Origin of the sequence: Streptomyces sp. 2-1 (assembly GCF_048564895.1) — a bacterium.
Taxonomy (GTDB): domain Bacteria; phylum Actinomycetota; class Actinomycetes; order Streptomycetales; family Streptomycetaceae; genus Streptomyces; species Streptomyces phaeochromogenes.
The window spans coordinates 6152285-6172464 of sequence record NZ_CP183383.1 but is presented as its reverse complement, the minus strand read 5'-3'; the positions used below and the strand labels follow the sequence as shown (position 1 = coordinate 6172464).

The 20180-nt window shown below is 69.4% G+C and carries 21 protein-coding genes and 1 pseudogene; 11 read left to right on the top strand and 11 right to left on the bottom strand.

Going from position 1 to position 20180, the window contains the following annotated elements:
• Nucleotides 1–241: 241 nt before the first annotated feature.
• From ispF to ACN20J_RS27395, 3 genes are all read right to left on the bottom strand, one after another.
• Nucleotides 242–766, bottom strand: coding sequence for a 2-C-methyl-D-erythritol 2,4-cyclodiphosphate synthase (gene ispF / locus ACN20J_RS27405; protein ID WP_419667016.1), 525 nt, complete (start codon nt 764–766; stop codon nt 242–244).
• Complete coding sequence (gene ispD, locus ACN20J_RS27400) at nt 756–1508, bottom strand: 2-C-methyl-D-erythritol 4-phosphate cytidylyltransferase (protein ID WP_189836787.1); 753 nt, start codon at nt 1506–1508, stop codon at nt 756–758. Before ispD ends, ispF begins: the two co-directional genes overlap by 11 nt.
• A gap of 342 nt (nt 1509–1850) precedes the next feature.
• Nucleotides 1851–2333, bottom strand: a complete 483-nt coding sequence (locus tag ACN20J_RS27395; RefSeq protein WP_003953493.1) for a CarD family transcriptional regulator — start codon at nt 2331–2333, stop codon at nt 1851–1853.
• A 781-nt stretch (nt 2334–3114) separates the two neighbouring features.
• Between ACN20J_RS27395 and ACN20J_RS27390 the strand changes: the two genes are divergently transcribed.
• Entirely contained in the window at nt 3115–3810 is a 696-nt protein-coding gene (locus tag ACN20J_RS27390) for a DUF461 domain-containing protein (RefSeq protein WP_189836786.1), read from the top strand.
• Between the two features lie 101 nt (nt 3811–3911).
• Here the strand turns inward: ACN20J_RS27390 and ACN20J_RS27385 are convergent, their stop codons facing one another.
• Nucleotides 3912–4592 (bottom strand): response regulator transcription factor, encoded by a 681-nt coding sequence (locus ACN20J_RS27385; RefSeq protein WP_033322296.1) that lies wholly within the window; start codon nt 4590–4592, stop codon nt 3912–3914.
• A complete protein-coding gene (locus tag ACN20J_RS27380) occupies nt 4589–5866 on the bottom strand; it encodes a sensor histidine kinase (protein ID WP_189836785.1) in 1278 nt (425 codons plus the stop codon). The genes ACN20J_RS27385 and ACN20J_RS27380 overlap by 4 nt, the downstream gene beginning before the upstream one ends.
• A 288-nt stretch (nt 5867–6154) precedes the next feature.
• Here ACN20J_RS27380 and phoU point away from each other — a divergent pair, with 288 nt between their 5' ends.
• The 6 genes from phoU (at nt 6155) to ACN20J_RS27350 (ending at nt 10128) form a co-directional block, all read left to right on the top strand.
• Nucleotides 6155–6832, top strand: a complete 678-nt coding sequence (phoU, locus tag ACN20J_RS27375; RefSeq protein ID WP_189836784.1) for a phosphate signaling complex protein PhoU — start codon at nt 6155–6157, stop codon at nt 6830–6832.
• 223 nt (nt 6833–7055) lie between these two features.
• Nucleotides 7056–7208 carry a hypothetical protein gene (locus ACN20J_RS27370; RefSeq protein WP_165450230.1) on the top strand — a complete coding sequence of 51 codons (153 nt, stop codon included), beginning with the start codon at nt 7056–7058 and terminating at the stop codon, nt 7206–7208.
• A gap of 412 nt (nt 7209–7620) precedes the next feature.
• Entirely contained in the window at nt 7621–8181 is a 561-nt protein-coding gene (locus tag ACN20J_RS27365; protein ID WP_281402051.1) for a DUF6082 family protein, read from the top strand.
• A 201-nt stretch (nt 8182–8382) separates the two neighbouring features.
• Nucleotides 8383–8619 (top strand): hypothetical protein, encoded by a 237-nt coding sequence (locus ACN20J_RS27360; RefSeq protein WP_189836782.1) that lies wholly within the window; start codon nt 8383–8385, stop codon nt 8617–8619.
• Nucleotides 8620–8797: 178 nt separating this feature from the next.
• Nucleotides 8798–9280, top strand: coding sequence for an SLATT domain-containing protein (locus ACN20J_RS27355; RefSeq protein ID WP_189836781.1), 483 nt, complete (start codon nt 8798–8800; stop codon nt 9278–9280).
• Nucleotides 9281–9678: 398 nt separating this feature from the next.
• Nucleotides 9679–10128 (top strand): DUF7144 family membrane protein, encoded by a 450-nt coding sequence (locus tag ACN20J_RS27350; RefSeq protein WP_419667015.1) that lies wholly within the window; start codon nt 9679–9681, stop codon nt 10126–10128.
• A 98-nt stretch (nt 10129–10226) separates the two neighbouring features.
• On the opposite strand, the gene ACN20J_RS27345 is transcribed toward ACN20J_RS27350, so the two are convergent.
• Complete coding sequence (locus ACN20J_RS27345) at nt 10227–10988, bottom strand: phosphoglyceromutase (protein WP_361893017.1); 762 nt, start codon at nt 10986–10988, stop codon at nt 10227–10229.
• A gap of 175 nt (nt 10989–11163) precedes the next feature.
• Here ACN20J_RS27345 and ACN20J_RS27340 point away from each other — a divergent pair, with 175 nt between their 5' ends.
• Entirely contained in the window at nt 11164–12480 is a 1317-nt protein-coding gene (locus ACN20J_RS27340) for an MDR family MFS transporter (protein WP_419667014.1), read from the top strand.
• Nucleotides 12481–12512: 32 nt separating this feature from the next.
• On the opposite strand, the gene ACN20J_RS27335 is transcribed toward ACN20J_RS27340, so the two are convergent.
• On the bottom strand, nt 12513–13010 hold the full coding sequence (locus tag ACN20J_RS27335) for a DUF2000 family protein (protein ID WP_419667013.1): 498 nt from the start codon (nt 13008–13010) through the stop codon (nt 12513–12515).
• Nucleotides 13011–13059: 49 nt separating this feature from the next.
• Here ACN20J_RS27335 and ACN20J_RS27330 point away from each other — a divergent pair, with 49 nt between their 5' ends.
• On the top strand, nt 13060–13860 hold the full coding sequence (locus ACN20J_RS27330; protein WP_190228909.1) for a helix-turn-helix transcriptional regulator: 801 nt from the start codon (nt 13060–13062) through the stop codon (nt 13858–13860).
• Here the strand turns inward: ACN20J_RS27330 and ACN20J_RS27325 are convergent.
• From ACN20J_RS27325 to mshA, 4 genes and pseudogenes are all read right to left on the bottom strand, one after another.
• Nucleotides 13847–14095, bottom strand: a pseudogene (locus ACN20J_RS27325) (hypothetical protein); the annotation flags it as partial. The gene ACN20J_RS27330 and the pseudogene ACN20J_RS27325 overlap by 14 nt on opposite strands.
• A 117-nt stretch (nt 14096–14212) precedes the next feature.
• Nucleotides 14213–15370: an RNA-guided endonuclease InsQ/TnpB family protein gene (locus tag ACN20J_RS27320; RefSeq protein WP_419667012.1), complete on the bottom strand. Its 1158-nt coding sequence runs from the start codon at nt 15368–15370 to the stop codon at nt 14213–14215.
• A gap of 365 nt (nt 15371–15735) precedes the next feature.
• Nucleotides 15736–16236, bottom strand: coding sequence for a YbjN domain-containing protein (locus ACN20J_RS27315; RefSeq protein WP_189836774.1), 501 nt, complete (start codon nt 16234–16236; stop codon nt 15736–15738).
• Nucleotides 16229–17566 (bottom strand): D-inositol-3-phosphate glycosyltransferase, encoded by a 1338-nt coding sequence (gene mshA, locus ACN20J_RS27310; protein WP_189836773.1) that lies wholly within the window; start codon nt 17564–17566, stop codon nt 16229–16231. The genes ACN20J_RS27315 and mshA overlap by 8 nt, the downstream gene beginning before the upstream one ends.
• Before the next feature lie 407 nt (nt 17567–17973).
• On the opposite strand from mshA, the gene ACN20J_RS27305 reads away from it, so the two are divergent.
• Nucleotides 17974–18783, top strand: a complete 810-nt coding sequence (locus ACN20J_RS27305) for a class I SAM-dependent methyltransferase (protein ID WP_419667011.1) — start codon at nt 17974–17976, stop codon at nt 18781–18783.
• Nucleotides 18784–19041: 258 nt separating this feature from the next.
• Nucleotides 19042–20127, top strand: a complete 1086-nt coding sequence (locus ACN20J_RS27300; RefSeq protein WP_419667010.1) for an NlpC/P60 family protein — start codon at nt 19042–19044, stop codon at nt 20125–20127.
• Nucleotides 20128–20180 lie beyond the last annotated feature (53 nt).

The following is a 20180-nucleotide window of genomic DNA, read 5'->3' as shown; positions in this document are numbered from 1 at the left end:
GTCCCTTACTCAGGGGCTCCGCCCCCGAACCCCCGCTCCTCAAACGCCGGAGGGGCTGAAGATTTCGCGGCCCGGGCTGAAGACTTCGGGGACTGGGCTGAACATCGACAGCCCAGTCCAGGCACATCTCAGCCCGTCCGGCGTTTGAGGACGAGGCCGTTCAGGCCGATAAGCGGGGGTCTGGGGGCGGCAGCCCCCAGGAACGGGACGGGTAGGGGCGGCGGGGGCGAAAGAAAACCCCTCACCCCACCCGAGCCACCAACGCCGTGGCCACAGCCATCAGCCCCTCATCCCGCCCGGGAAACCCCAGCCCGTCCGTGGTCGCGCCGGACACCGACACCGGTGCCCCCACGGCCGCGGAAAGAATCTTCTGCGCCTCGTCCCGCCGCTTGCCGATCTTGGGGCGAGGACCGACGACCTGGACGGCGACATTCCCGATGGTGAAACCCCCGGCACGGACGATCCGCGCCGCCTCCGTCAACAGCACAACCCCCGAAGCCCCGGCCCACTCGGCCCGCCCGGTCCCGAAGTGCTGCCCGAGATCCCCCATCCCGGCCGCGGAGAAGAGCGCGTTGCAGGCGGCATGCGCGACGACATCCGCATCGGAGTGCCCGGCCAGCCCTGGCCCCTCCCCCTCCCACTTCAACCCCGCACACCACAGCTCACGCCCATCCTCGAAGGCGTGAATGTCGGTACCGATACCGACGAGCGGCAGCACGACAGCCCCCTCGAAACCCCCGGAAGCCCCCAACCCCTCAGAAACCATCGTTCAACCTCCGCCGCGCCAGAACGGCCTCCGCCAGCACCAGATCCAGAGGACGCGTCACCTTGAACGCCTCCTCGTGCCCGGGCACGACAACCACCCGAAGCCCGAGCTGCTCGACCATGCTCGCGTCATCGGTGACGTTCTCGGTGACGGTCTCGTGCGCGCGCACGAGCGTGTCGCGGTCGAACCCCTGCGGAGTCTGCACGGCCCGCAGCCGCGCCCGCTCCGGCGTGGCGACCACGGGCTCGGGCTCCCCGGGCGCCCCCGCGGGCTCGACCTGCTTGACGGTGTCCGCGAGCGGCAGCGCGGGCACGACGGCGGGAGCCCCGTCCCGTACGGCCTCGATGACGGCATCGACCGTGTCGACGGGCACCAGCGGACGCGCCGCGTCGTGCACGAGCACGATGTCGATCCCGGGCGGCAGCGCGTCGAGCCCTATCCGTACGGACTCCTGCCGGCTCTCTCCCCCGGGTACGACGAGGAAGTCGGTCCGCTCGGGCAGTGCGTGCGCGTCGAGAAGTGTCTTCACCTCGGCGGCCCCGTCGGGCGGAGCCACCACGACGACCAGGGAGACGGCACGGGACGCAGCCATGGCGCGTACCGCGTGGATGAGCATGGGGGTGCCATTCAGCGTGCGGAGCGCTTTGGGGGCGCCCGGACCAAGGCGTACGCCCCGGCCGGCGGCCGGAATCACGGCCGCCGTACGTGCCCCGGACGGCGTAGGGCGCGAATCGTCAGACATCGGTTCCTGTCAGGTTTGTATGCTCGGCCGACGTGGGTATGGCCTGGGCGTGGTACCCCCGACCGAAGGTTGGGGGAGTGCCGGGCGCGACGCCTTGACCGGACCCTTCCGTGACATTCGGTCGAGCCGCTGCCCGGGCCCGGCACGCCAAGTATCGGGGCCGTGAATGTTCGCCGAGAAATCGGCCATGAATGTTCGGGAGCGCCGAGAGCAAGGTATCCGGGTACGAACATGCCGCAGCGCCCGGCGACAATGGATACGTCATCGGGCACCGCGGCATTTCATTGCGCCGAACCGCTCGTTTCGCCTCTGGTCAGAAAGCGATCAGAGCGCGGACGGGCGTCAGGACGCGAGGACCTCGTCGAGCAGTGCCTCGGCCTTGTCCTCGTTCGTGTTCTCCGCGAGGGCGAGCTCGCTCACCAGGATCTGGCGGGCCTTGGCGAGCATGCGCTTCTCGCCGGCGGAGAGTCCACGCTCGCGCTCACGACGCCACAGGTCACGGACCACTTCCGCAACCTTGATGACATCGCCGGAGGCGAGCTTCTCGAGATTTGCCTTGTAACGACGCGACCAGTTCGTGGGCTCCTCGGCATACGGCGCGCGCAGCACCTCGAAGACCCGGTCCAGCCCGTCCTGACCGACCACATCACGCACGCCGACGAACTCCGCATTGTCCGCTGGCACACGCACCGTCAGGTCGCCCTGGGCGACCTTCAGCACCAAGTAGGTCTTGTCCACGCCTTTGATCTGGCGAGTTTCGATGGCCTCGATCAGCGCGGCCCCGTGATGGGGATAGACCACGGTGTCGCCAACCTTGAACGTCATGTGACAGGTACCCCTTCCGTGGCTATCCAGGGTAACACGGAAACTGCGTGTTCTGAATGGCGTTTTCGCAGGTCAGGGCATATCTCGGGGCTTGACAATCGCGACATGAACGTGCTGCGGAGGGGCAGCGGAGGACGGTATTCGCAGGTCGGAGCGGCTCTCCACGCGGAGGGAAACGCGCACGTTACAACACCCCGAGACCCCGCTCGCGTGCCCGAACGTCCATATTTGTCGGGTTCCGAGAGCCCACGTTCCGCTACTCCGTTCGGTGAGCGGAGTCGAGTGCGGGCGGAATCCGGAATTGATCACGGCGGCCGAAGGCGCGTCGGAGATCAACCGGAGAGTCGGGCCGGGAGTCGAACCCGAGAGCCGCCCGAAGATCGCCCGAAGATCGCCCGAAGATCGACCAAAGAGGGACCGCGGATGGATGGAAGATCCGCGGAAGATCGACGGAACACGGGCCGAAGATCGATTTCCGGGATCGCCACGCATTCCTTACGCGATATCCGCAAGAGCCGGACGGGGGGCTTACCGATGCTTCTTATGTGAATGGCAGACCAATGTGCGCCCAATGGAACCGCCGAGTGTGTTGAGCGGCCAGTGACGGGCCCCGTGACAAGGGAGGCTCGACCGAGCCCGAGCGCACCCACCGGCCGCTAGAGGCGGGTCGGGTGCGGTGGCGCGGGAACGGCTCGGTAACCTAAGGCCGCTGACAGACCCTTAGGGCGGCTTTATGCAGGAGCCGCTCTGCTTCGCCCACGTTCAAGGAGTTGCCGCCGCCGTGAGCAGCAGCCTTCGACGCGGCGGACTCGCCGCCGCCGCCATCGCGTTCTCGGTCGCCTCGCTCGCCGCATGCGGTGCCGGCAACAAGGCCCAGACGCTGGAGATCAAGCCGGACAACGCTGCCACCAGCGTCGGTGACATCAAGATCCAGAGTGCCGTCGTCGTCACCCAGCCCGAGCTGGAGTCGACCGGCCCCGCCGTCGTCTCCGCGACCCTCTTCAACGAGGGCCCCACCGCCCAGACGCTCGACTCCATCGCCGTGGAGGGCATCTCCAAGCCCGCCACGATCAAGCCTGCCAAGGGTTCGGGGGCGCTGACCATCCCGGCCGGCGGTTCGGTGATCCTCGGCGGCAAGGGCAACGCCTCCGCCGTGCTGGAGAGCAGCCGTGAGGCCTTCGACGACGGCGACGCGCAGCCGGTCACCTTCACCTTCAGCAAGACCGGTGACGTGACGCTGAAGGCGTTCGTGGTGCCCGCCGAGAGCTACTTCTCCAAGTGGGGCCCGACCGAGATCCCCACGACGCCGTCCGCGAAGCCCTCCACCTCGGGCTCGCCGTCCGGCTCGACGAGCGGGTCGCCCTCGGGCTCCCCGTCCGGGTCCGCGTCGGGCGCGACCGGCGAGGCGGGCTCCGAGCCCTCCGACACCGCCGCCTCGTCGAGCGCCACGGCCTCGGAATCGGCCGCGGGCCACTGACACCCGTACGACGAAAGGGCGGGCCCCCTGTGGAGGGGGCCCGCCCTTCGTCGTTACTCGAAACTCTCCGTACGCGGGTCTCTGGACCCCTCCTACGCGGTTTACGGCTCGAACTTGTAGCCCAGCCCGCGGACCGTGACCAGGTAGCGAGGCGCACCGGGGTCCGGCTCGATCTTGGCGCGGAGGCGCTTGACGTGGACGTCGAGGGTCTTGGTGTCGCCCACGTAGTCGGCGCCCCAGACCCGGTCGATGAGCTGCATACGGGTCAGTACGCGGCCCGCGTTGCGCAGGAGCATCTCGAGGAGGTCGAACTCCTTGAGGGGGAGGTCGACCTTGGAGCCGGAGACGGTGACCACGTGGCGGTCCACGTCCATACGGACCGGACCGGCCTCCAGGGCCGCCGGGGTGACCTCCTCGGGCTCGCCGCGGCGGCGCAGGACGGCCCGGATACGGGCCACCAGCTCGCGGGACGAGAAGGGCTTGGTGACATAGTCATCGGCTCCTATTTCGAGCCCCACGACCTTGTCGATCTCGCTGTCCTTGGCGGTGACCATGATCACCGGGACGTTGGATCGGCTGCGCAGCTGGCGGCACACCTCGGTGCCGGGCAGTCCGGGCAGCATCAGGTCGAGGAGGACGAGGTCGGCGCCGTTGCGCTCGAACTCGTCGAGTCCGTCGGGCCCGGTGGTCGCGATGGCGACCTCGAAGCCCTCCTTGCGGAGCATGTAGGACAGAGCGTCGCTGAAGGACTCCTCGTCCTCGACGACGAGCACTCGGGTCACGGAAGGACCTCCGGGGCAGAAAACGGTTCGTACGGGGATGAGACGGTGGTCGTCCCGTCGGTCTGACCGGTCTCGTCGTCTTCGTCGAGTCCGGGTGTCCGGTCGTCGGCCGCGCGGTCGCGGGCAGTGCCCGCCTCCGGCAGCCTCAGGGTGAAGGTGGAGCCCTGACCCTCGGAACTCCACACCGTGACCTCCCCGCTGTGCGAGGCTGCCACGTGCTTGACGATCGCGAGCCCCAGTCCCGTACCGCCGGTTGCGCGGGAGCGGGCCGGGTCGACGCGGTAGAAGCGCTCGAAGATGCGCTCCTTGTCCTTGTCGGAGATGCCGATGCCCTGGTCGGTCACGGCGATCTCGATGAGGTCTCCGCCGGGCGCGGTCACCCTGCGCGCGGCTATGCCGACCCGGGTGCGGGCGGGCGAGTAGTTGACGGCGTTCTCCACGAGGTTGCCCAGCGCGGCGGCCAGCTGACCCCGGTTGCCCCAGATACTCAGATCGGCGGTACCGCCGGCGGCCATGGTGATCTGCTTCGCGCCGGCCTGGTGGCGGCAGCGGTCGATCGCCTCGGCGACCAGCTCGTCGATACGGACGGGCTCGGCGTCCTCCAGCGGGTCGTCGTTCTGGACCCGGGAGAGGTCGATGAGCTCCTGGACGAGGTTGGTGAGGCGGGTCGCCTCTATCTGCATCCGCCCGGCGAAGCGTTCGACCGCCTCCGGGTCGTCGGAGGCGCCCATGACCGCTTCGGAGAGCAGCGAGAGCGCGCCGACGGGGGTCTTGAGCTCATGGCTGACGTTGGCGACGAAGTCGCGTCGTACGGCCTCGATGCGGCGGGCCTCGGTGAGGTCCTCGACGAGGAGCAGTACGAGCCGGGAGCCGAGCGGCGCCACCCGGGCGGACACGGCGAGTGCCTCGCCGCGGCCGGTGCCACGCCGGGGCAGGTCCAGCTCGACCTGCCGTATCTCCCCGTCCCTGCGGGTGTCGCGCGCCATCTGGAGCATCGGCTCGACGGCCAGTTTTCCGCCCCGGACGAGACCGAGGGCGTACGCTGCCGAGCTGGCCTTGACCACGGCGTCGGCCTCGTCGAGGACGACCGCGGAGGAGCGGAGCACGGACAGGACCGTGTCCACGCCCGGCGGAAGCACCGGGTCCGTGTGCAGGGAGGTGCGGGTGGGGCGTTTCTGTTCCCGCTCGCTCCAGCGGAACGCCAGCATGGCGATGACACCGGTGAGTACACCGGCGATCGCTGCCGCTGCGGCGACCGCCGCGTTCACGTCCATGTCTCCAGGTTAGGCACGCTGTACGCCCCGGTCACAGCCGTCCGAGGGTGGACTCGAACACTCGTCGCCCAGAGTTCACTCTGGAGACCATGCTGGTTCACTTCGTACGAGGGTGATGGGCACGCCTCCCACCAGGGAGAAGAGGCGGTGTCGCCCAGAGTTCACCTGGGGGCCAGTGATGGTTCATTTGACGGGGCGGAAACCGACGCGTTCAGGCCGGACCGTGGGAGCGTGGGGTTCGAGAGCCCCCTGAACCCCCCGAATGCAGACGTAGAGAGGGACATCCTGATGCGGGACGCGTACCACGAGGAACTTGACTCGATCGGCGAGGGCCTGGTCGAGATGGCCCGTCTCGTCGGCTCGGCGATCGGTCGCGCGACGACGGCGATCCTCGACTCCGACCTGAAGCTGGCGGAGACCGTGATCGCCGGCGACCAGAAGGTCGACGATCTCCAGCACGAGCTGGAGGCGCGGGCGATAGCCCTGCTGGCCCGGCAGCAGCCCGTGGCCACCGACCTGCGGATCGTCGTCACCTCGCTCCGGATGTCCGCCGACCTGGAGCGTTCCGGCGACCTCGCCCAGCATGTGGCGAAGCTCGCCCGGCTCCGCTTCCCGGAGCGTGCGATCCCGCACGACCTGCACGCCACGATCCTGGAGATGGGCCAGCTCGCGCAGCGCCTGATGGCGAAGGCCGCGGAGGTCATCATCACCAAGGACGTCGACCTCGCGCTGCAGCTGGAGCAGGACGACGACGCGATGGACCTCCTCCACCGCACGCTCTTCCAGCACCTGCTGGACGACCGGTGGAAGCACGGCATCGAGACGGCGGTGGACGTCACGCTGCTCGGCCGTTACTACGAGCGGTTCGCCGACCACGCGGTGTCCGTGGCCAACCGCGTGGTGTACCTGGTGACGGGCGAGCACGCGGACGAGCTCCAGTCCGCGCCGCAGGTGGAAGGGGCGTAGGCCTCCGGCGGTGGGGCGAGGGATGAGGTGCGCGGGCGGGCGCGGGTGATCCCGGGCCGGCCGCGCCCACGCGGCGGAGCCGCACCTTGATACGGCCCCGCGTCCCTTCGGGTGCCAGGCGCATTGAGTGCTCGTGAGGGCGCGCGAGCCTCTGTGCGCCGTTGATGCGCCCGACCAGGTGGGCATGCAATGGGTGTAGGCACAAGCCTTCGAGGAGGGACCCATGGCCGAATCCCCCACCACGCCCGACCCGACCCAGGACCGCGAGACCGAGCAGCCCGCCGAGATCAAGAGCCTGCCACTCTTCGGCGCCTGTGGCTGCGGCTCGGGCTGCGGCTGCGGGTGCCAGTCCGGCAATCCGTGCCAGTGCGGCTGACTGCGCCGGTACGGTGACGCGTCGGCGCCGCTGATCCACGTACGACGCACGACTGCGATCCACGTACGCCGCACGACTGCGAACAACCGACCGGGAACGACTGCGAACGGGCCCCACTTCAGGTGCGGGGCCCTTTCGTATGTACGGCCTCCATCACGGTGGAGCGCCGTCCCCGTGTGAGGACTGCGCCGGGCGCCGTCAAGGGGTTATGCATCCCCACCGGCACTTCCTGACGGCGCTCGGGGGCACAGGGAAAGCACGACAGCGGGGCTTGTCGCGGATTGCTACCTCCGTGCGCTGCCTGTCCGCACTGCCGCCGGGTTGGTCGAACGGGCAGCCTGGGACGTGTGCCGCTGGGTGCCGTGTCAATCGGACGGCGAGAGCGGCCGGCAGCGCCGAAGCGGGGAAACACATGGTCACACGCAGGGTTGGGGGTCGGAATCGAGGCGCCGTATCGGTGGAGCATGTCGTGGCGGCCGCACGCGTCGCAGGCGTACTCGTCATGGCGTTCCGTATCCACGTCTCGCTACGACGGCTCGAAGCCCTCGTTCAGGAGAAGCAGCGACGGGACACGCTGACCGAGTACCGACGGGACCACCACCGACTGATCGGGCGGGGCACCGAGGATCCGTCGCTGCTTCCGGTGCTCGACGCGTACGAGGGAGATCTGCACCCGGACACCCAGCGTCGGCATCTGTTCGCGAACGCCCTCTACCAGCATGCCTATCAGGGGTACCAGCTCGGCGTGCTCAGCCTGGCCGACCTGCACGGCCACCTCCGCTACATCTTCCAGAGCCGCGCCATGCGCGAGTACTGGGAGGCGACCCGGCATCACAGGGCGAGCCTGGTGGCGGACTCGGAGGAGGCCGAACTCGGCAGGATGGTCGACGCTCTCGTGGCGGCCCTGGAGGACGCCGAGGCGGACGGCGACGACTGGTGGGTAGTCGGGGACGCCCCCGAGAGACACCCCTGAGAGACGCCCCTGACGGATGCCCCCCCAAGAATTGACAACCTGTGCCATCGGGATCGGACCAACTCGTGCCATCAGTGATGCATATATGCATCCTTCCGGGTGAAGAATGCGCGCCGGATTTCTCTGGGTCACAACTGCCTTGCCACAGAGGTAACTTGGTCGCCCAAGCATCCATTCGATCATGGCAAGGACCGAACCACTTTGAAGATCGTTCGCCGCGTTGGGGCGTCCCCAGTCGAGCGGGGAAGTGTCGGGGGCCAGGCCTGCCCCGACATCTTCGAACTCGCCGATGGCAGCTTCGCCGTCATCGGAACCGACAAGACCGACCTGCTTGACGGCAGCCTCCCCGCCGATGCCTCACGTGGTGGCCACGAGAGGATCGTGGTGATCACCCGCGACACTCTGCTCCGCGCCAAGGCAGACATCCCCGACGCCTGACAAGCCCTCTCCGTGGGTCCCGAGCCCTCCGGAGACAGAGCCCGGTCGCGTCACCCGCCTTTCGCAGTCCGGGCGGGTGACGGGGCCACGCCTCGCATCGCCTCGCACAGTGGGTGCCCCCTGGCACTCCGAGCGACAACGTGTTCCATACAGGTCCTCGTGAGGACACCATGGAGCAATGCGCCGAAGGACACCGGATACCAACACCTGGCTTGACTCCCCCGACCCCGTACTTGCCCTGGCTCAGGGCGACCTGGCCTTCTACGAGAAGACGCGGGACTCGGCCCGTCGTTGGTATCGCCTGAGCGAACTGGGCGCACTTGCCACGTCGTCGTCCACGGTGGTGGCGGCAGGACTCGGCGCCCCGGCATGGCTGACCGCTCTCATCGCCGGCGGGGCCCTGTTCTTCACCGGTTTTCGCCAAGTGTTCGCGCACGGTCCCCGCTATGTACTGGCAGCACAGTCACGTGAGGTCCTCCGGCGAGCCATCAATCGGTATCAACTGCTGCCTGAAGCCGACCGTGGCGAAGGGGCCCGGCAGGAACTGCTCGCAGCGGTCGAGCGGGTCGGCGACGAGGAGCTCCGCCAGTGGGTCGAACAACGACACCAGACTTCCGTGGGCCGCAGCGAGCCATCGAGCAGTCCCGCTCCTTCGACCTGATGCGAGTGCGCTGATCGGCGGCGGCATCGCCGTCGTCTCCGTCAGGGAACAGCTGTGGCACGCGAGCCGGTGGCATTAGGTGCCCCGAGACGATCGCATCGCCGATGGCCGGAGACACCCCAACTCGAACGCGTCCGACACTCCTTCAACCACACCCGCCAGGAACTCAGAAGACAGGGGCGAGCGGACTTGGACTCGCTGCCATAGCCACTCGCACGAGGCCGACCAAGCCCTCCCCATCGCGCGATCCTCTGATCCGTAACCCAAGATCGACGAAGTCGCTCCCCGGCCTCGGAATGCCGACCGAGTGACGTCGTGCCACGCTGAGACCGGGGATCGAGTCAGTCCGGGTCGTCTCGGAACTGGACCGGATGGCTCTGCGACCCGAGGAGGCCGGTATGGCCAGTTACGCCACGCAATCCAACTCGGCCGACGCGGCCAACCCACACCCCTGGCAGGGGCCCACATCCGGTACGACCGTCTTCGCGGCAGTGCTGATGATGTTCGGTGGAGCAATGGCGATCTTCGAGGGAATCGCGGCTCTCGCCGAGGACGACCTGTTCATCTCGACACGCAACTACGTGTTCGACTTCAGCCTGACGGGCTGGGGCTGGGTCCATCTCATCCTGGGAATCGTCATCGTCTTCGCGGGTTGCGCCGTACTCACCGGAGCACTGTGGGCGCGCTTCTTCGGAGTGTTCGTGGCCGGCCTGGGCGCACTCGCCAACTTCCTGTGGGTGCCGTACTACCCCCTGTGGGCCCTCGCCCTGGTCGCCGTCAACATCTTCGTCGTCTGGGCCCTGTGCACGGGCATGCACCGAGAGGCCGGCGACGGCCGGGTGACCTGACACGGCTGCCCTACGCGCCTGACCGGCGGGGACCTTCCCCACGCCAAAAGCCCCCGCCCCGCGGAGAAACCGCGGGGCGGGGGCTTTCAGGTGTGTGCTTACTTCTTCTTGCCCTGATTCTTAACGGCCTCGATCGCAGCCGCCGCCGCGTCCGGGTCCAGGTAAGTTCCGCCCGGGTTCAGCGGCTTGAAGTCGGCGTCGAGTTCGTAGGCGAGGGGGATGCCCGTGGGGATGTTGAGGCCTGCGATGTCGGCGTCGGAGACTCCGTCGAGGTGCTTGACGAGGGCGCGGAGGCTGTTGCCGTGGGCCGCGACCAGGACCGTGCGGCCGGCCAGGAGGTCGGGGACGATGCCGTCGTACCAGTACGGGAGCATGCGGACGACGACGTCCTTGAGGCACTCCGTGCGGGGGCGGAGCTCCGGGGGGATCGTCGCGTAGCGCGGGTCGTCCGACTGGGAGAACTCCGTGCCGTCCTCAAGGGGCGGGGGCGGGGTGTCGTAGGAGCGGCGCCACAGCATGAACTGCTCCTCGCCGAACTCCGCGAGGGTCTGTGCCTTGTCCTTGCCCTGCAGCGCACCGTAGTGGCGCTCGTTCAGGCGCCAGGAGCGGTGGACCGGGATCCAGTGGCGGTCCGCCGACTCCAGCGACAGCTGGGCGGTGCGGATCGCGCGCTTCTGGAGCGAGGTGTGGACCACGTCCGGGAGAAGGTCGGCGTCCTTCAGGAGCTCGCCGCCGCGGACTGCCTCCTTCTCGCCCTTCTCGTTGAGGTTGACGTCCACCCAGCCGGTGAACAGGTTCTTCGCGTTCCATTCGCTCTCGCCGTGGCGGAGGAGGATCAGCTTGTACGGTGCGTCGGCCATGCGCATGAGCGTAATCCAAGGCTTTGATCCGTTGCGCGCCCGCCCGGCAACCGGACACGCATCCGCTCGGCAGCCGGACAGTTGACGGGATCTGTTAAATGGCTGGCCCTCCCCCGCGCCGCATTCGTAATGTGTGCCTACCGCTTCAGCCGCTTACATCCGTGGGGGATCCGCCATGACCGCCGCCGCCCTGAGACGTGTCACGCGCGAGACGCTCTCCGGTCTTCCCCGCGAGTTCTGGTGGCTGTGGACCAGCACACTCGTGAACCGGCTCGGCGCGTTCGTCGCCACCTTCATGGCGCTCTACCTCACCCTCGACCGCGGCTACTCCGCCTCGTACGCCGGACTGGTCGCCGCACTCCACGGGCTCGGCGGGGTCATCTCCTCCCTCGGCGCGGGCGTCATGACGGACCGGCTCGGACGGCGGCCCACGCTGCTCGTCGCGCAGTCGTCGACCGCCGTCTCCGTCGCGCTGCTCGGCTTCGTGCACCACCCGGTCGCGATCGCCGCCGTCGCCTTCCTGGTCGGGATGGCCAGCAATGCCTCCCGGCCCGCCGTGCAGGCGATGATGGCCGACATCGTCCGGCCCGAGGACCGCGTCCGGGCCTTCTCCCTCAACTACTGGGCCATCAACCTGGGGTTCGCCGTCTCCGCCATGGCGGCCGGGTTCATCGCCGAGTACAGCTACCTCGCCGGCTTCCTCATCGAGGCCGCGATGACCATGATCTGCGCGATCCTCGTCTTCGCGAAGCTGCCCGAGTCCCGGCCCGAGCCGGTCTCCAAGGGGGTCGACGAACCCGAGGTCGGGCTCGGGACCGTGCTGCGCGACGGGCGCTTCATGAGCGTCGTCGGGCTGTCCTTCCTCGTCGCGCTCGTCTTCCAGCAGGGGTATCTGGGTCTGCCCGTGGCGATGGGCGAGGCCGGGTTCACGCCCGCCGACTACGGCATGGCGATCGCGGTCAACGGCGTCCTCATCGTCGTCCTCCAGATCCCCGTCACCCGCTTCATCCAGCACCGGGACCCGAGGCGGCTTCTCGTCCTCTCGTCCCTCCTCGCCGGGTACGGGTTCGGGCTCACCGCCTTCGCCGGCTCGGTCGGCGTCTTCGCGCTCACGGTCTGCGTCTGGACCCTCGCCGAGATCGTCAACGCGCCCACCCAGACCAGCCTCGTCGTCCGCCTCTCCCCCACCCACGGCCGCGGCCGCTACCAGGGCATGTACACCATGTCCTGGTCCGTCGCCGCCCTCGTCGCACCCCTGATGTCCGGTCTCGTCATCGACCGGTACGGGGCGGAGTGGCTGTGGGTCGCGTGCGCGGTCATCGGCACGGTCGCCGGTGGCGGGTACTGGGCCCTGATGCGAAACCTGCCGACGCACGACCTGCACGACCAGCACGACCTGCACGACCCGGAGGCCGCAGAGGACCCGGAGGGCCCGGATGCCGCCGGGGCACCTCTTCCCCCCACCTCCAAGCCCGAGGTCAGCGCGGCGTAGGCCGGCCCCGCCCCACACATCCCCCGTACGCCTCAGGGGTGCATCCGCGCCCCCTTGAGCACCTTGTCCACCGCGTTGCGCGGCCCGTACACGGCGAGCCCCACCAGGTCCAGCTCCGCCGTCGGTACGGCCCGTACCGCCGCCCGGTTGTCGCGGTCGTTGCCCGTGGTGAACAGGTCGGAGGTGAAGACCGCGCGGGGCAGGGCCCTGGACAGCACGCGCGCGTGGGCCGCCGTCAGCGTCTCCTTCGTGCCCTGGAACACCAGGACCGGCTGGCGGAACATCGGCAGATAGCCGGTCCCGTCGGCGTCCTCGTACGGCTCCCCGACCACCTCGGGGACCGACGGCCCGATCCCGCTCACGAGGAACGCGGTCACGTTCAGCCGCTGCCACGGCTCCAGGTCCTCCCGCAGCAGGACAGCGATCTTGGTGTCGAAGCGGACGGGCTCGACGAGGGCAGGTTCCGTGGAAACGTGGGCGGGCTCCGTGGAAACGCGGGCGGGCTCCGTGGGAAGGGGTTCAGCGTTCATGCAATGAGACTGCCGAGCCACGTACGCCCTCGTCTTGTACGTTCTTTGCATGGTCGCCCAGCGTGAGGTCTCCGCCTGGCGCCCGCGCGTACCGGGTGTCGTGGAGGTGTTCCACGCCCATTTCACGGAGTACGCGTATCCGATGCATGTCCATGACGCGTGGACGCTGCTGATCGTCGACGCGGGGGCTGTGCGGTACGACCTCGACCGGCACGAGCACGGCACCCCGCACGACACGGTCTCGCTGCTCCCGCCGCATGTCCCGCACAACGGCTCGCCGGTCACGCCGTCCGGCTTCCGCAAGCGGGTGCTGTACCTGGACCTCAGCCGGCTCGACGAGACCTATATCGGCCCGGCGGTAGACACCCCGGACCTCGTCGACCCCGTACTGCGGACGCGCGTCGGGCAGCTGCACAGCGCCCTCGCCCACCCCGGTGACGAGCTGGAGGCGGAGAGCAGGCTGACGCTGATCGGCGAGCGGCTGCGCGGCCATCTGCGCCCGCGGGCAGGGGCGGACCTGCCACCTCGGCCCGACCGCACCCTCGCCCACGACCTGCGCGAACTCCTCGACGAGCGGCTCGTCCAGGGGGTGAACCTGGAGGAGGCCGCGCGGCTCGTGCACGCGCACCCCGCGCACCTGGTGCGGGCGTTCAGCGGTGCCTTCGGGATCGCCCCGCACCAGTACCTGATGTCCCGCCGCGTCGACCGCGCCCGCCGCCTCCTCCTCGACGGCCGTACGCCGGGCGAGGTGGCAGCGGAGACCGGCTTCTACGACCAGTCGCATCTGACGCGGCACTTCAAGCGGCTGGTCGGAGTGGCTCCGGGGCGCTACCGCCTCAGCGCGCGCTGAGGCGATCGCCGGGTCCCAGCTCGCGCTGGGCCTCGTACAGGTTCCGCGGGCGTACCGTCCCCGAGGTCCCGTAGAGCTCCAGGCGGGAGTGCAGGTCTCCGGAGAAGTCGGGTACGTCGATCTGGTCGAACTCCGTCACCTCGTTGATGCCGACGGTGGCGCTGTAGGGGGCGAGGCCGTCGATCCTCGTCAGGCCGGCGCGGGCGTTGGTGACGCGGATGTTCCAGTGGGTCACCTTCTCGGCCGTGAACGGCCGAGCTTGTCCACTCGGTCGTTCACGCCTTGTCGCGCTCCCGACTGCCCCCTACGACGGGACGGTCACGGGTCGCATCTCCCCACGGTCCGGCCGGGTTCAGGCCGGTGCGGGGACGGGTGTGGTGACAAACACCCACGCCGAGCGTGCTCGGTTGCGCACGTTGACCCCGGCGACGACATCGGCGGGCCCAGCGAGGCCGCACCGACGACAGGAAAAATGGTCCCGTGTGGACCGGTTGGCCCGCTCGGTGTGCCCGCAGCGCGGGCAGCGCTGCGAGGTGTAGGCCGGATCTACTTCCAGGAACGGCACCCCGGCCCGGCGGGCCTTGTAGGCGAGATGCTGTCCCAGCTGATGGAACGGCCAGGAGGAGAGCGTGCCCCGCTGGTCGCGGCGAAGCCGTACCCGCTCGCGGATGCCGTCGAGCTGCTCAACGGCGATCCCGCGACCGGTGCGTTGCGCGACGGACACGATCTCCTTGCTGATCCGATGGTTCACATCCGTGGCATGACGCTGCTCCTTCTTCGCACGAGCACCCAGACGGCGGGTTGCCGAACGGGTGCGCCTGGCCTGGAGTTCGGCACGTTTGCGGGCCTGCCAGCGCCGGTAACGGTTCAGACGGCGGCCCTGGTAATTGCTGCCGTCGCTGGTGGTTGCGAGGTTGACGATGCCCCGGTCCACACCGATCCAGTCGACCGGCTCGTACACCTCCGGATCGGGCAGGTCGCACGTCGCGATCAGAAACCACTTCCCGCCCCGCCGGACCAGGTCACTCTCGCCTCTGCGGTATTCGGCCAAGGTCTTGAGCTGGTCCGGTGAGCCGGTGTAGCGAATGCCCCGCAGCCGCCCGTCCACCGTCCAGATGGACACCGTGCGCGCGTCCGTCTGCCAGGACAGGCACCGGTCGTCGAACGGCTGCGCGGCTTCCGGCCGGAAGCCGACCGGCGCGCCGACGGCGCTGCGGTAACGCTTGGACCCCGGACCGCCCAGCCGCCCGGCTTTCAGGCTGGCCGCGAGCGCGCTGTAGGCGTCGACGACCTTCTTCACCACCCGCACCGCGGGCTGCGCCGACAGCCCGAACGTGGTCTTGATGTCCGCGTAGACCAGCTTCTGCAGGCCGTTGCGATCCTTCACACCCGACCCGAACGCAACCTGCGAGACATGGTCGGCGGCCCGGTTGCAGGTACGCAAGGTCGCCAACAGCGCCGCCGCCTGCTCCGGCGACGGCAACAGCTTCACCTGCACCACCAGCTTCATGACATCGGACCGTAGTACGACCACCACACACACGAACGCCTACCGTCGACAGGTCACCATTACCAGCGACCCGCAGGACAATTGTTCGCATCTCCTGGCTCCGTCGGGCAGCCGTGCGGGCACTCCGTAGCCAGCATGGAACAGGTGTGACTGTGCCCCGCATCGCGATCACGGGAGGCGATTCCTCCCCGACAGGAACGCCAGGGCGCCCTCGCCATGCCCGAACCGCCTTCCAAGGATCGACACTTTCAGGGATGTGAAAAATGTTCAGATGTGCGTTAGCCGCGAGCATGACATGACACCCCTTGCACCGGGGAAGAGGCGTGCAACAGTTGATTGATGGAGAGTTGACGCAGACGGGTTGGTCAGTCGGTCGAACGTCGAGTCAGATGACTGAACGCGTCGAGGTTGCGCGTGGACTCGCCGCGCGACACCCGCCAGGCGTACTCCTTGCGGATCGCGGAGGCGAAACCGAGCTCCAGGAGGGTGTTGAAGCTGCCGTCGGCGGCCTCCAGGACCGAGCCGAGCAGCCGGTCGATCTCGTCGGCGGTGACCGCGGCGAGCGGGAGCTTGCCCGCCACATAGATGTCGCCGAGGGGGTCGACCGCGTAACTCACGCCGTAGAGCTTGAGGTTGCGTTCGAGGAGCCAGCGGTGCACGCCGGGCTCGTTCTCGTCCGGGTGGCGGATGACGAAGGCGTTGAGCGACAGGGAGTGCCTGCCGACGATCAGCGAGACCGTCGTGGACAGCTTGCGGGTGCCGGGCAGCTTCACCACGAAGTGGCCGGGCTCCGGGCTCTCCCACTCGATCTCGGCGTCCTTCAGGACCTCCTCGATGGTCCCCGCCGCGCTCTCCACATCAGCCATGGTGGGAGCGTACGTGACGCCTGTGCTCGTGCATCGCCGCCGTGTAGACGTCCGCCGTGGCGGCGGCGGACGTGTCCCAGCCGAAGGACTTGGCGTGCCAGGCGGCAGCCGCGCCCATCCGGTCCGGGAGCGCCCGGTTGTCGGCGAAATCGCGCAGCACGCGCGCGTAGTCGACGGGATTGTGGCCCGGGACCAAGAAGCCGGTCTCCTTGTGCCGCACCGCGACGGGCAGACCGCCCACCGCCGCCGCGAGCACCGGCGTCCCCGCCGCCTGTGCCTCTATGGCGACGAGCCCGAAGGACTCGCTGTAGGAGGGCATCACGAGGACGGACGCGGCCCGGAACCAGTCGGCGAGCTGTTCCTGGCCGACCGGCGGCCGGAACCGTACGACGTCGGCGATGCCGAGCCGGGCGGCGAGTTTCTGCAGGCCCTCGGGCTTGGCGAGGCCGCTGCCGCTCGGGCCGCCCACGATGGGCACGACGATGTTCGAGCGGAGCTCGGGCCGCTCGTCCAGGAGGACGGCGACCGCGCGCAGCAGCACGTCGGGCGCCTTCAGGGGCTGGATACGGCCCGCGAAGAGGGGTATCAGGGCGTCCTGCGGCAGGCCGAGCCGGTCGCGCGCGGCGGCGCGTCCGTCGGCCGGGCGGAAGCGGTCCAGGTTCACGCCCGGGTGGACGACCGCGACCTTGCCGGGCTCCGCCTCGTAGTGCCGTACGAGCTCGTCGGCCTCTTCGGAGGTGTTGGCGATGAGGCGGTCGGCGGCGCGCACGATCTGCGTCTCGCCGATGACCCGGGCGGCCGGCTCGGGGCTGTCGCCGTCGGCCAGGGCGGCGTTCTTGACCTTCGCCATGGTGTGCATCGCGTGCACCAGGGGGGCGCCCCAGCGCTCGGCGGCCAGCCAGCCGACGTGGCCGGAGAGCCAGTAGTGCGAGTGGACCAGGTCGTAGTAGCCGGGCCGGTGACCGGCCCAGGCCTGCATCACCCCGTGCGTGAAGGCACAGAGCTGGGCGGGCAGATCCTCCTTGGCGAGCCCCTCGTACGGGCCCGCGTCCACATGTCGTACGAGGACTCCGGGCGCGAGTTCCACCTTGGGCGGCAGGGCCCCGGTCGTCGCGCGCGTGAAGATCTCGACCTCGATGTTGATCGCGGCGAGGCGCTGGGCGAGCTCCACGATGTAGACGTTCATGCCGCCCGCGTCGCCGGTGCCCGGCTGGTGCAGTGGTGAGGTGTGCACGGAGAGCATCGCGACGCGGCGGGGGCGGCGGTGCAGCCTCAGCCTCGAAGGGGCCGCCGGGGAGCGGCGCCCGAGCCTGCTCACGTACTGGCTCACGTGGCGTTCCTCCTTGCTGCGGACCTGCTCTGACCGTGTTGCGGGCATGCCTGACGGAGGACGTGAAACGCCCTCCAGCTCCTTGAACGCCGGAGCACTCTGCTCCATTTCCTCTTTGCCGAATCATTGCCGGGGGTCGCTCAACCGTTCGATGGTGTGTTGCGTGGGGGATGCGGGTGGGCGCTGCTTTTCCTCGCCCCCGCCGCCCCTACCCATTCCCGTCCCTGACTCAGGGGCTCCGCCCCCGAACCCCCGCTCCTCAAACGCCGGAGAGGCTGGTTGTCAGCCCGTCCGGCGTTTGAGGACGAGGCCGTTCAGGCCGATAGCGGGGGTCTGGGGGCGGCAGCCCCCAGGGGGCCCACACCAGCGCGCCCCCACCAGCACAGACACCGCCTACCCTTACCCCCATGAAAGCCCGCGCAGCGACCCCCGTCGGGACGGTGACGCGCGGCACCACCAACCCCAACCGCCTCCGCCGCATGGACCGCTGGATCGCGACGACCCACGGCGCCGAACTGCGCAGGTCGGACGCCCCCATGGCGGTGGACCTCGGATACGGCGCGGCGCCCTGGACCGCGGTGGAGCTCCTCCACCGCCTCCGCACCGCCGCCCCCCGCACCCGCGTGGTCGGCGTGGAGATCGACCCGGCCCGGGTCACGGCCGCGAAGCCGTACGAACGGGAGGGGCTGGAATTCCGGCACGGCGGATTCGAGATCCCCCTGCCGGAGCGGCCGTCGCTGATCCGCGCGGCGAACGTGCTGCGGCAGTACGAGGAGGCGGAGGTCGCCGAGGTCTGGGCGCGGCTGTGCGCCCGTCTCGCTCCGGTGGGCGCCGACTCGCGGGGCGGGCTCCTCGTCGAGGGCACGTGCGACGAGATCGGCCGCCGGCACGTATGGGTCGCGCTCGGCCCCGAGGGCCCGCGGACGGTCACGTTCGCCACCCGCCTCGGCTCGTTGGACCGCCCGTCCGACCTGGCCGAACGCCTCCCCAAGGCCCTCATCCACCGCAATGTCCCGGGCGAACCGGTGCACGCCTTCCTCCGCGATTTCGACCGGGCCTGGGCCGCCGCGGCGCCGTACGCCTCGTACGGCGCCCGTCAGCGCTGGATCCGGGCCGTACGTGATCTGACGGCGGACTGGCCGGTCACGGACGGGGCGGCGCGCTGGCGGCAGGGCGAAGTGACCGTGCGCTGGGAGGCGTTGGCGCCGCGCGCATAGGCCGCCCGGGCCCAGGGACTTGTATCGGCGGACATGAGCCGGCGGGGCCGTAACTCGGCGGGAACGATCTCGGTGAGTCGTTCGTCACATTGGCGGGGAACGCGCGGGAGATCATCGCCGAGTGGGCAGTGAGGGGTGGGGAACGGGCGGTGTGCGGGAGGGAGTTCATGCCCGCCTCTGTCACATTGCGCGCCGACATGGCACGATCCCCGAGGCCTTCGTAAGTTACTGACGGTAAATCAACTTGGGGGTTGGTCCATGGGAGCCGGCAAGCGGAGCCTGACCACTACGGCCATGGCCCTGGCCTGCGCGGCAACCATCCTGTCCGCGCCGGGAGTGGCCTTCGCGGCCCCGACACCGCCCCCCACGCCGACGCCGACTCCGCCTCAGAGCTCAACGCCCGCGAGCACCAAGGACCTTGAAGCGGTCCGCAAGAAGCTGGACACGCTCTACCACGACGCGGCGGTCGCCACGGACGCGTACAACCTCGCGGAGGAGCGGGCCGAGGAGCAGTCCACGCAGATCGTCGGGCTGGCCCGCTCGATCGTCGAGGGACAGGCACGGCTGGATCACCTGAAGGACCGCGCGGGCGCCGCGGCCCGCGCCCAGTACCGCAGCGGCGGGCTGCCGGACGAGGCCAAGCTGATGCTCAGCGACGACCCGGCGCAGTTCCTGGACGGCGCGGGCCGGATCCGCGAGGGCGCCCAGGCGACCAAGGGGCTGCTCGCCGAAATGAAGCGCACCCAGGAGGACTTGGAGCAGTACGCGCGCGACGCGGCGGCCCAGTGGAAGAAGCTGGAGTCCAACCGCGAGGCGAAGGAGAAGGCCAAGAAGAAGGTCAAGAAGCAGATCGCCGCCGCCGAGAAGCTCGAGTCGCAGCTGGAGAAGGAAGAGAAGAAGCGCCTGGCGAAGCTGGAGCAGCAGGCCGCGTACAAGGCGCAGTCGGCCTGGCTGGGCTCCGGAGTCCTCGACGAGATCAGCGGCAAGGCGTCGGCCCAGGGCAAGAAGGCCGTGGAGTACGCGACGAAGCAGATCGGCAAGGCGTACGAATGGGGCGCCGAGGGGCCCAACACCTTCGACTGCTCGGGCCTGACCTCACAGGCGTGGGCCGCCGCCGGGCAGGGCATCCCGCGGACGTCCCAGGAGCAGTGGAAGCAGCTCGACCGCGTCGCCGTCGAGGCCATGCGCCCCGGCGACCTCATCATCTACAACTCCGACGCGAGCCATGTCGCCCTCTACATAGGCGACGGCGCGATCATCCACGCGCCCCGGCCAGGGCGCACGGTGACGATCGCGGGAGCGGGATCGATGCCGATACTCGGGGTCGTACGCCCCGAGCAGTGACGCCACCGGGCCGCGGGCGCGGTGCCACTGGTCCGGCGGCGACACGGCCGGTC

Coding starts and splice junctions, on each gene's coding strand:
- ispF (WP_419667016.1), bottom strand. CDS start 766: ATGGTTTCTGAGGGGTTGGGGGCTTCCGGGGGTTTCGAGGGGGCTGTC.
- ispD (WP_189836787.1), bottom strand. CDS start 1,508: ATGTCTGACGATTCGCGCCCTACGCCGTCCGGGGCACGTACGGCGGCC.
- ACN20J_RS27395 (WP_003953493.1), bottom strand. CDS start 2,333: ATGACGTTCAAGGTTGGCGACACCGTGGTCTATCCCCATCACGGGGCC.
- ACN20J_RS27380 (WP_189836785.1), bottom strand. CDS start 5,866: ATGGACGTGAACGCGGCGGTCGCCGCAGCGGCAGCGATCGCCGGTGTA.
- phoU (WP_189836784.1), top strand. CDS start 6,155: ATGCGGGACGCGTACCACGAGGAACTTGACTCGATCGGCGAGGGCCTG.
- ACN20J_RS27370 (WP_165450230.1), top strand. CDS start 7,056: ATGGCCGAATCCCCCACCACGCCCGACCCGACCCAGGACCGCGAGACC.
- ACN20J_RS27365 (WP_281402051.1), top strand. CDS start 7,621: ATGGTCACACGCAGGGTTGGGGGTCGGAATCGAGGCGCCGTATCGGTG.
- ACN20J_RS27355 (WP_189836781.1), top strand. CDS start 8,798: ATGCGCCGAAGGACACCGGATACCAACACCTGGCTTGACTCCCCCGAC.
- ACN20J_RS27350 (WP_419667015.1), top strand. CDS start 9,679: ATGGCCAGTTACGCCACGCAATCCAACTCGGCCGACGCGGCCAACCCA.
- ACN20J_RS27345 (WP_361893017.1), bottom strand. CDS start 10,988: ATGGCCGACGCACCGTACAAGCTGATCCTCCTCCGCCACGGCGAGAGC.
- ACN20J_RS27340 (WP_419667014.1), top strand. CDS start 11,164: ATGACCGCCGCCGCCCTGAGACGTGTCACGCGCGAGACGCTCTCCGGT.
- ACN20J_RS27335 (WP_419667013.1), bottom strand. CDS start 13,010: ATGAACGCTGAACCCCTTCCCACGGAGCCCGCCCGCGTTTCCACGGAG.
- ACN20J_RS27330 (WP_190228909.1), top strand. CDS start 13,060: ATGGTCGCCCAGCGTGAGGTCTCCGCCTGGCGCCCGCGCGTACCGGGT.
- ACN20J_RS27320 (WP_419667012.1), bottom strand. CDS start 15,370: ATGAAGCTGGTGGTGCAGGTGAAGCTGTTGCCGTCGCCGGAGCAGGCG.
- ACN20J_RS27315 (WP_189836774.1), bottom strand. CDS start 16,236: ATGGCTGATGTGGAGAGCGCGGCGGGGACCATCGAGGAGGTCCTGAAG.
- ACN20J_RS27305 (WP_419667011.1), top strand. CDS start 17,974: ATGAAAGCCCGCGCAGCGACCCCCGTCGGGACGGTGACGCGCGGCACC.
- ACN20J_RS27300 (WP_419667010.1), top strand. CDS start 19,042: ATGGGAGCCGGCAAGCGGAGCCTGACCACTACGGCCATGGCCCTGGCC.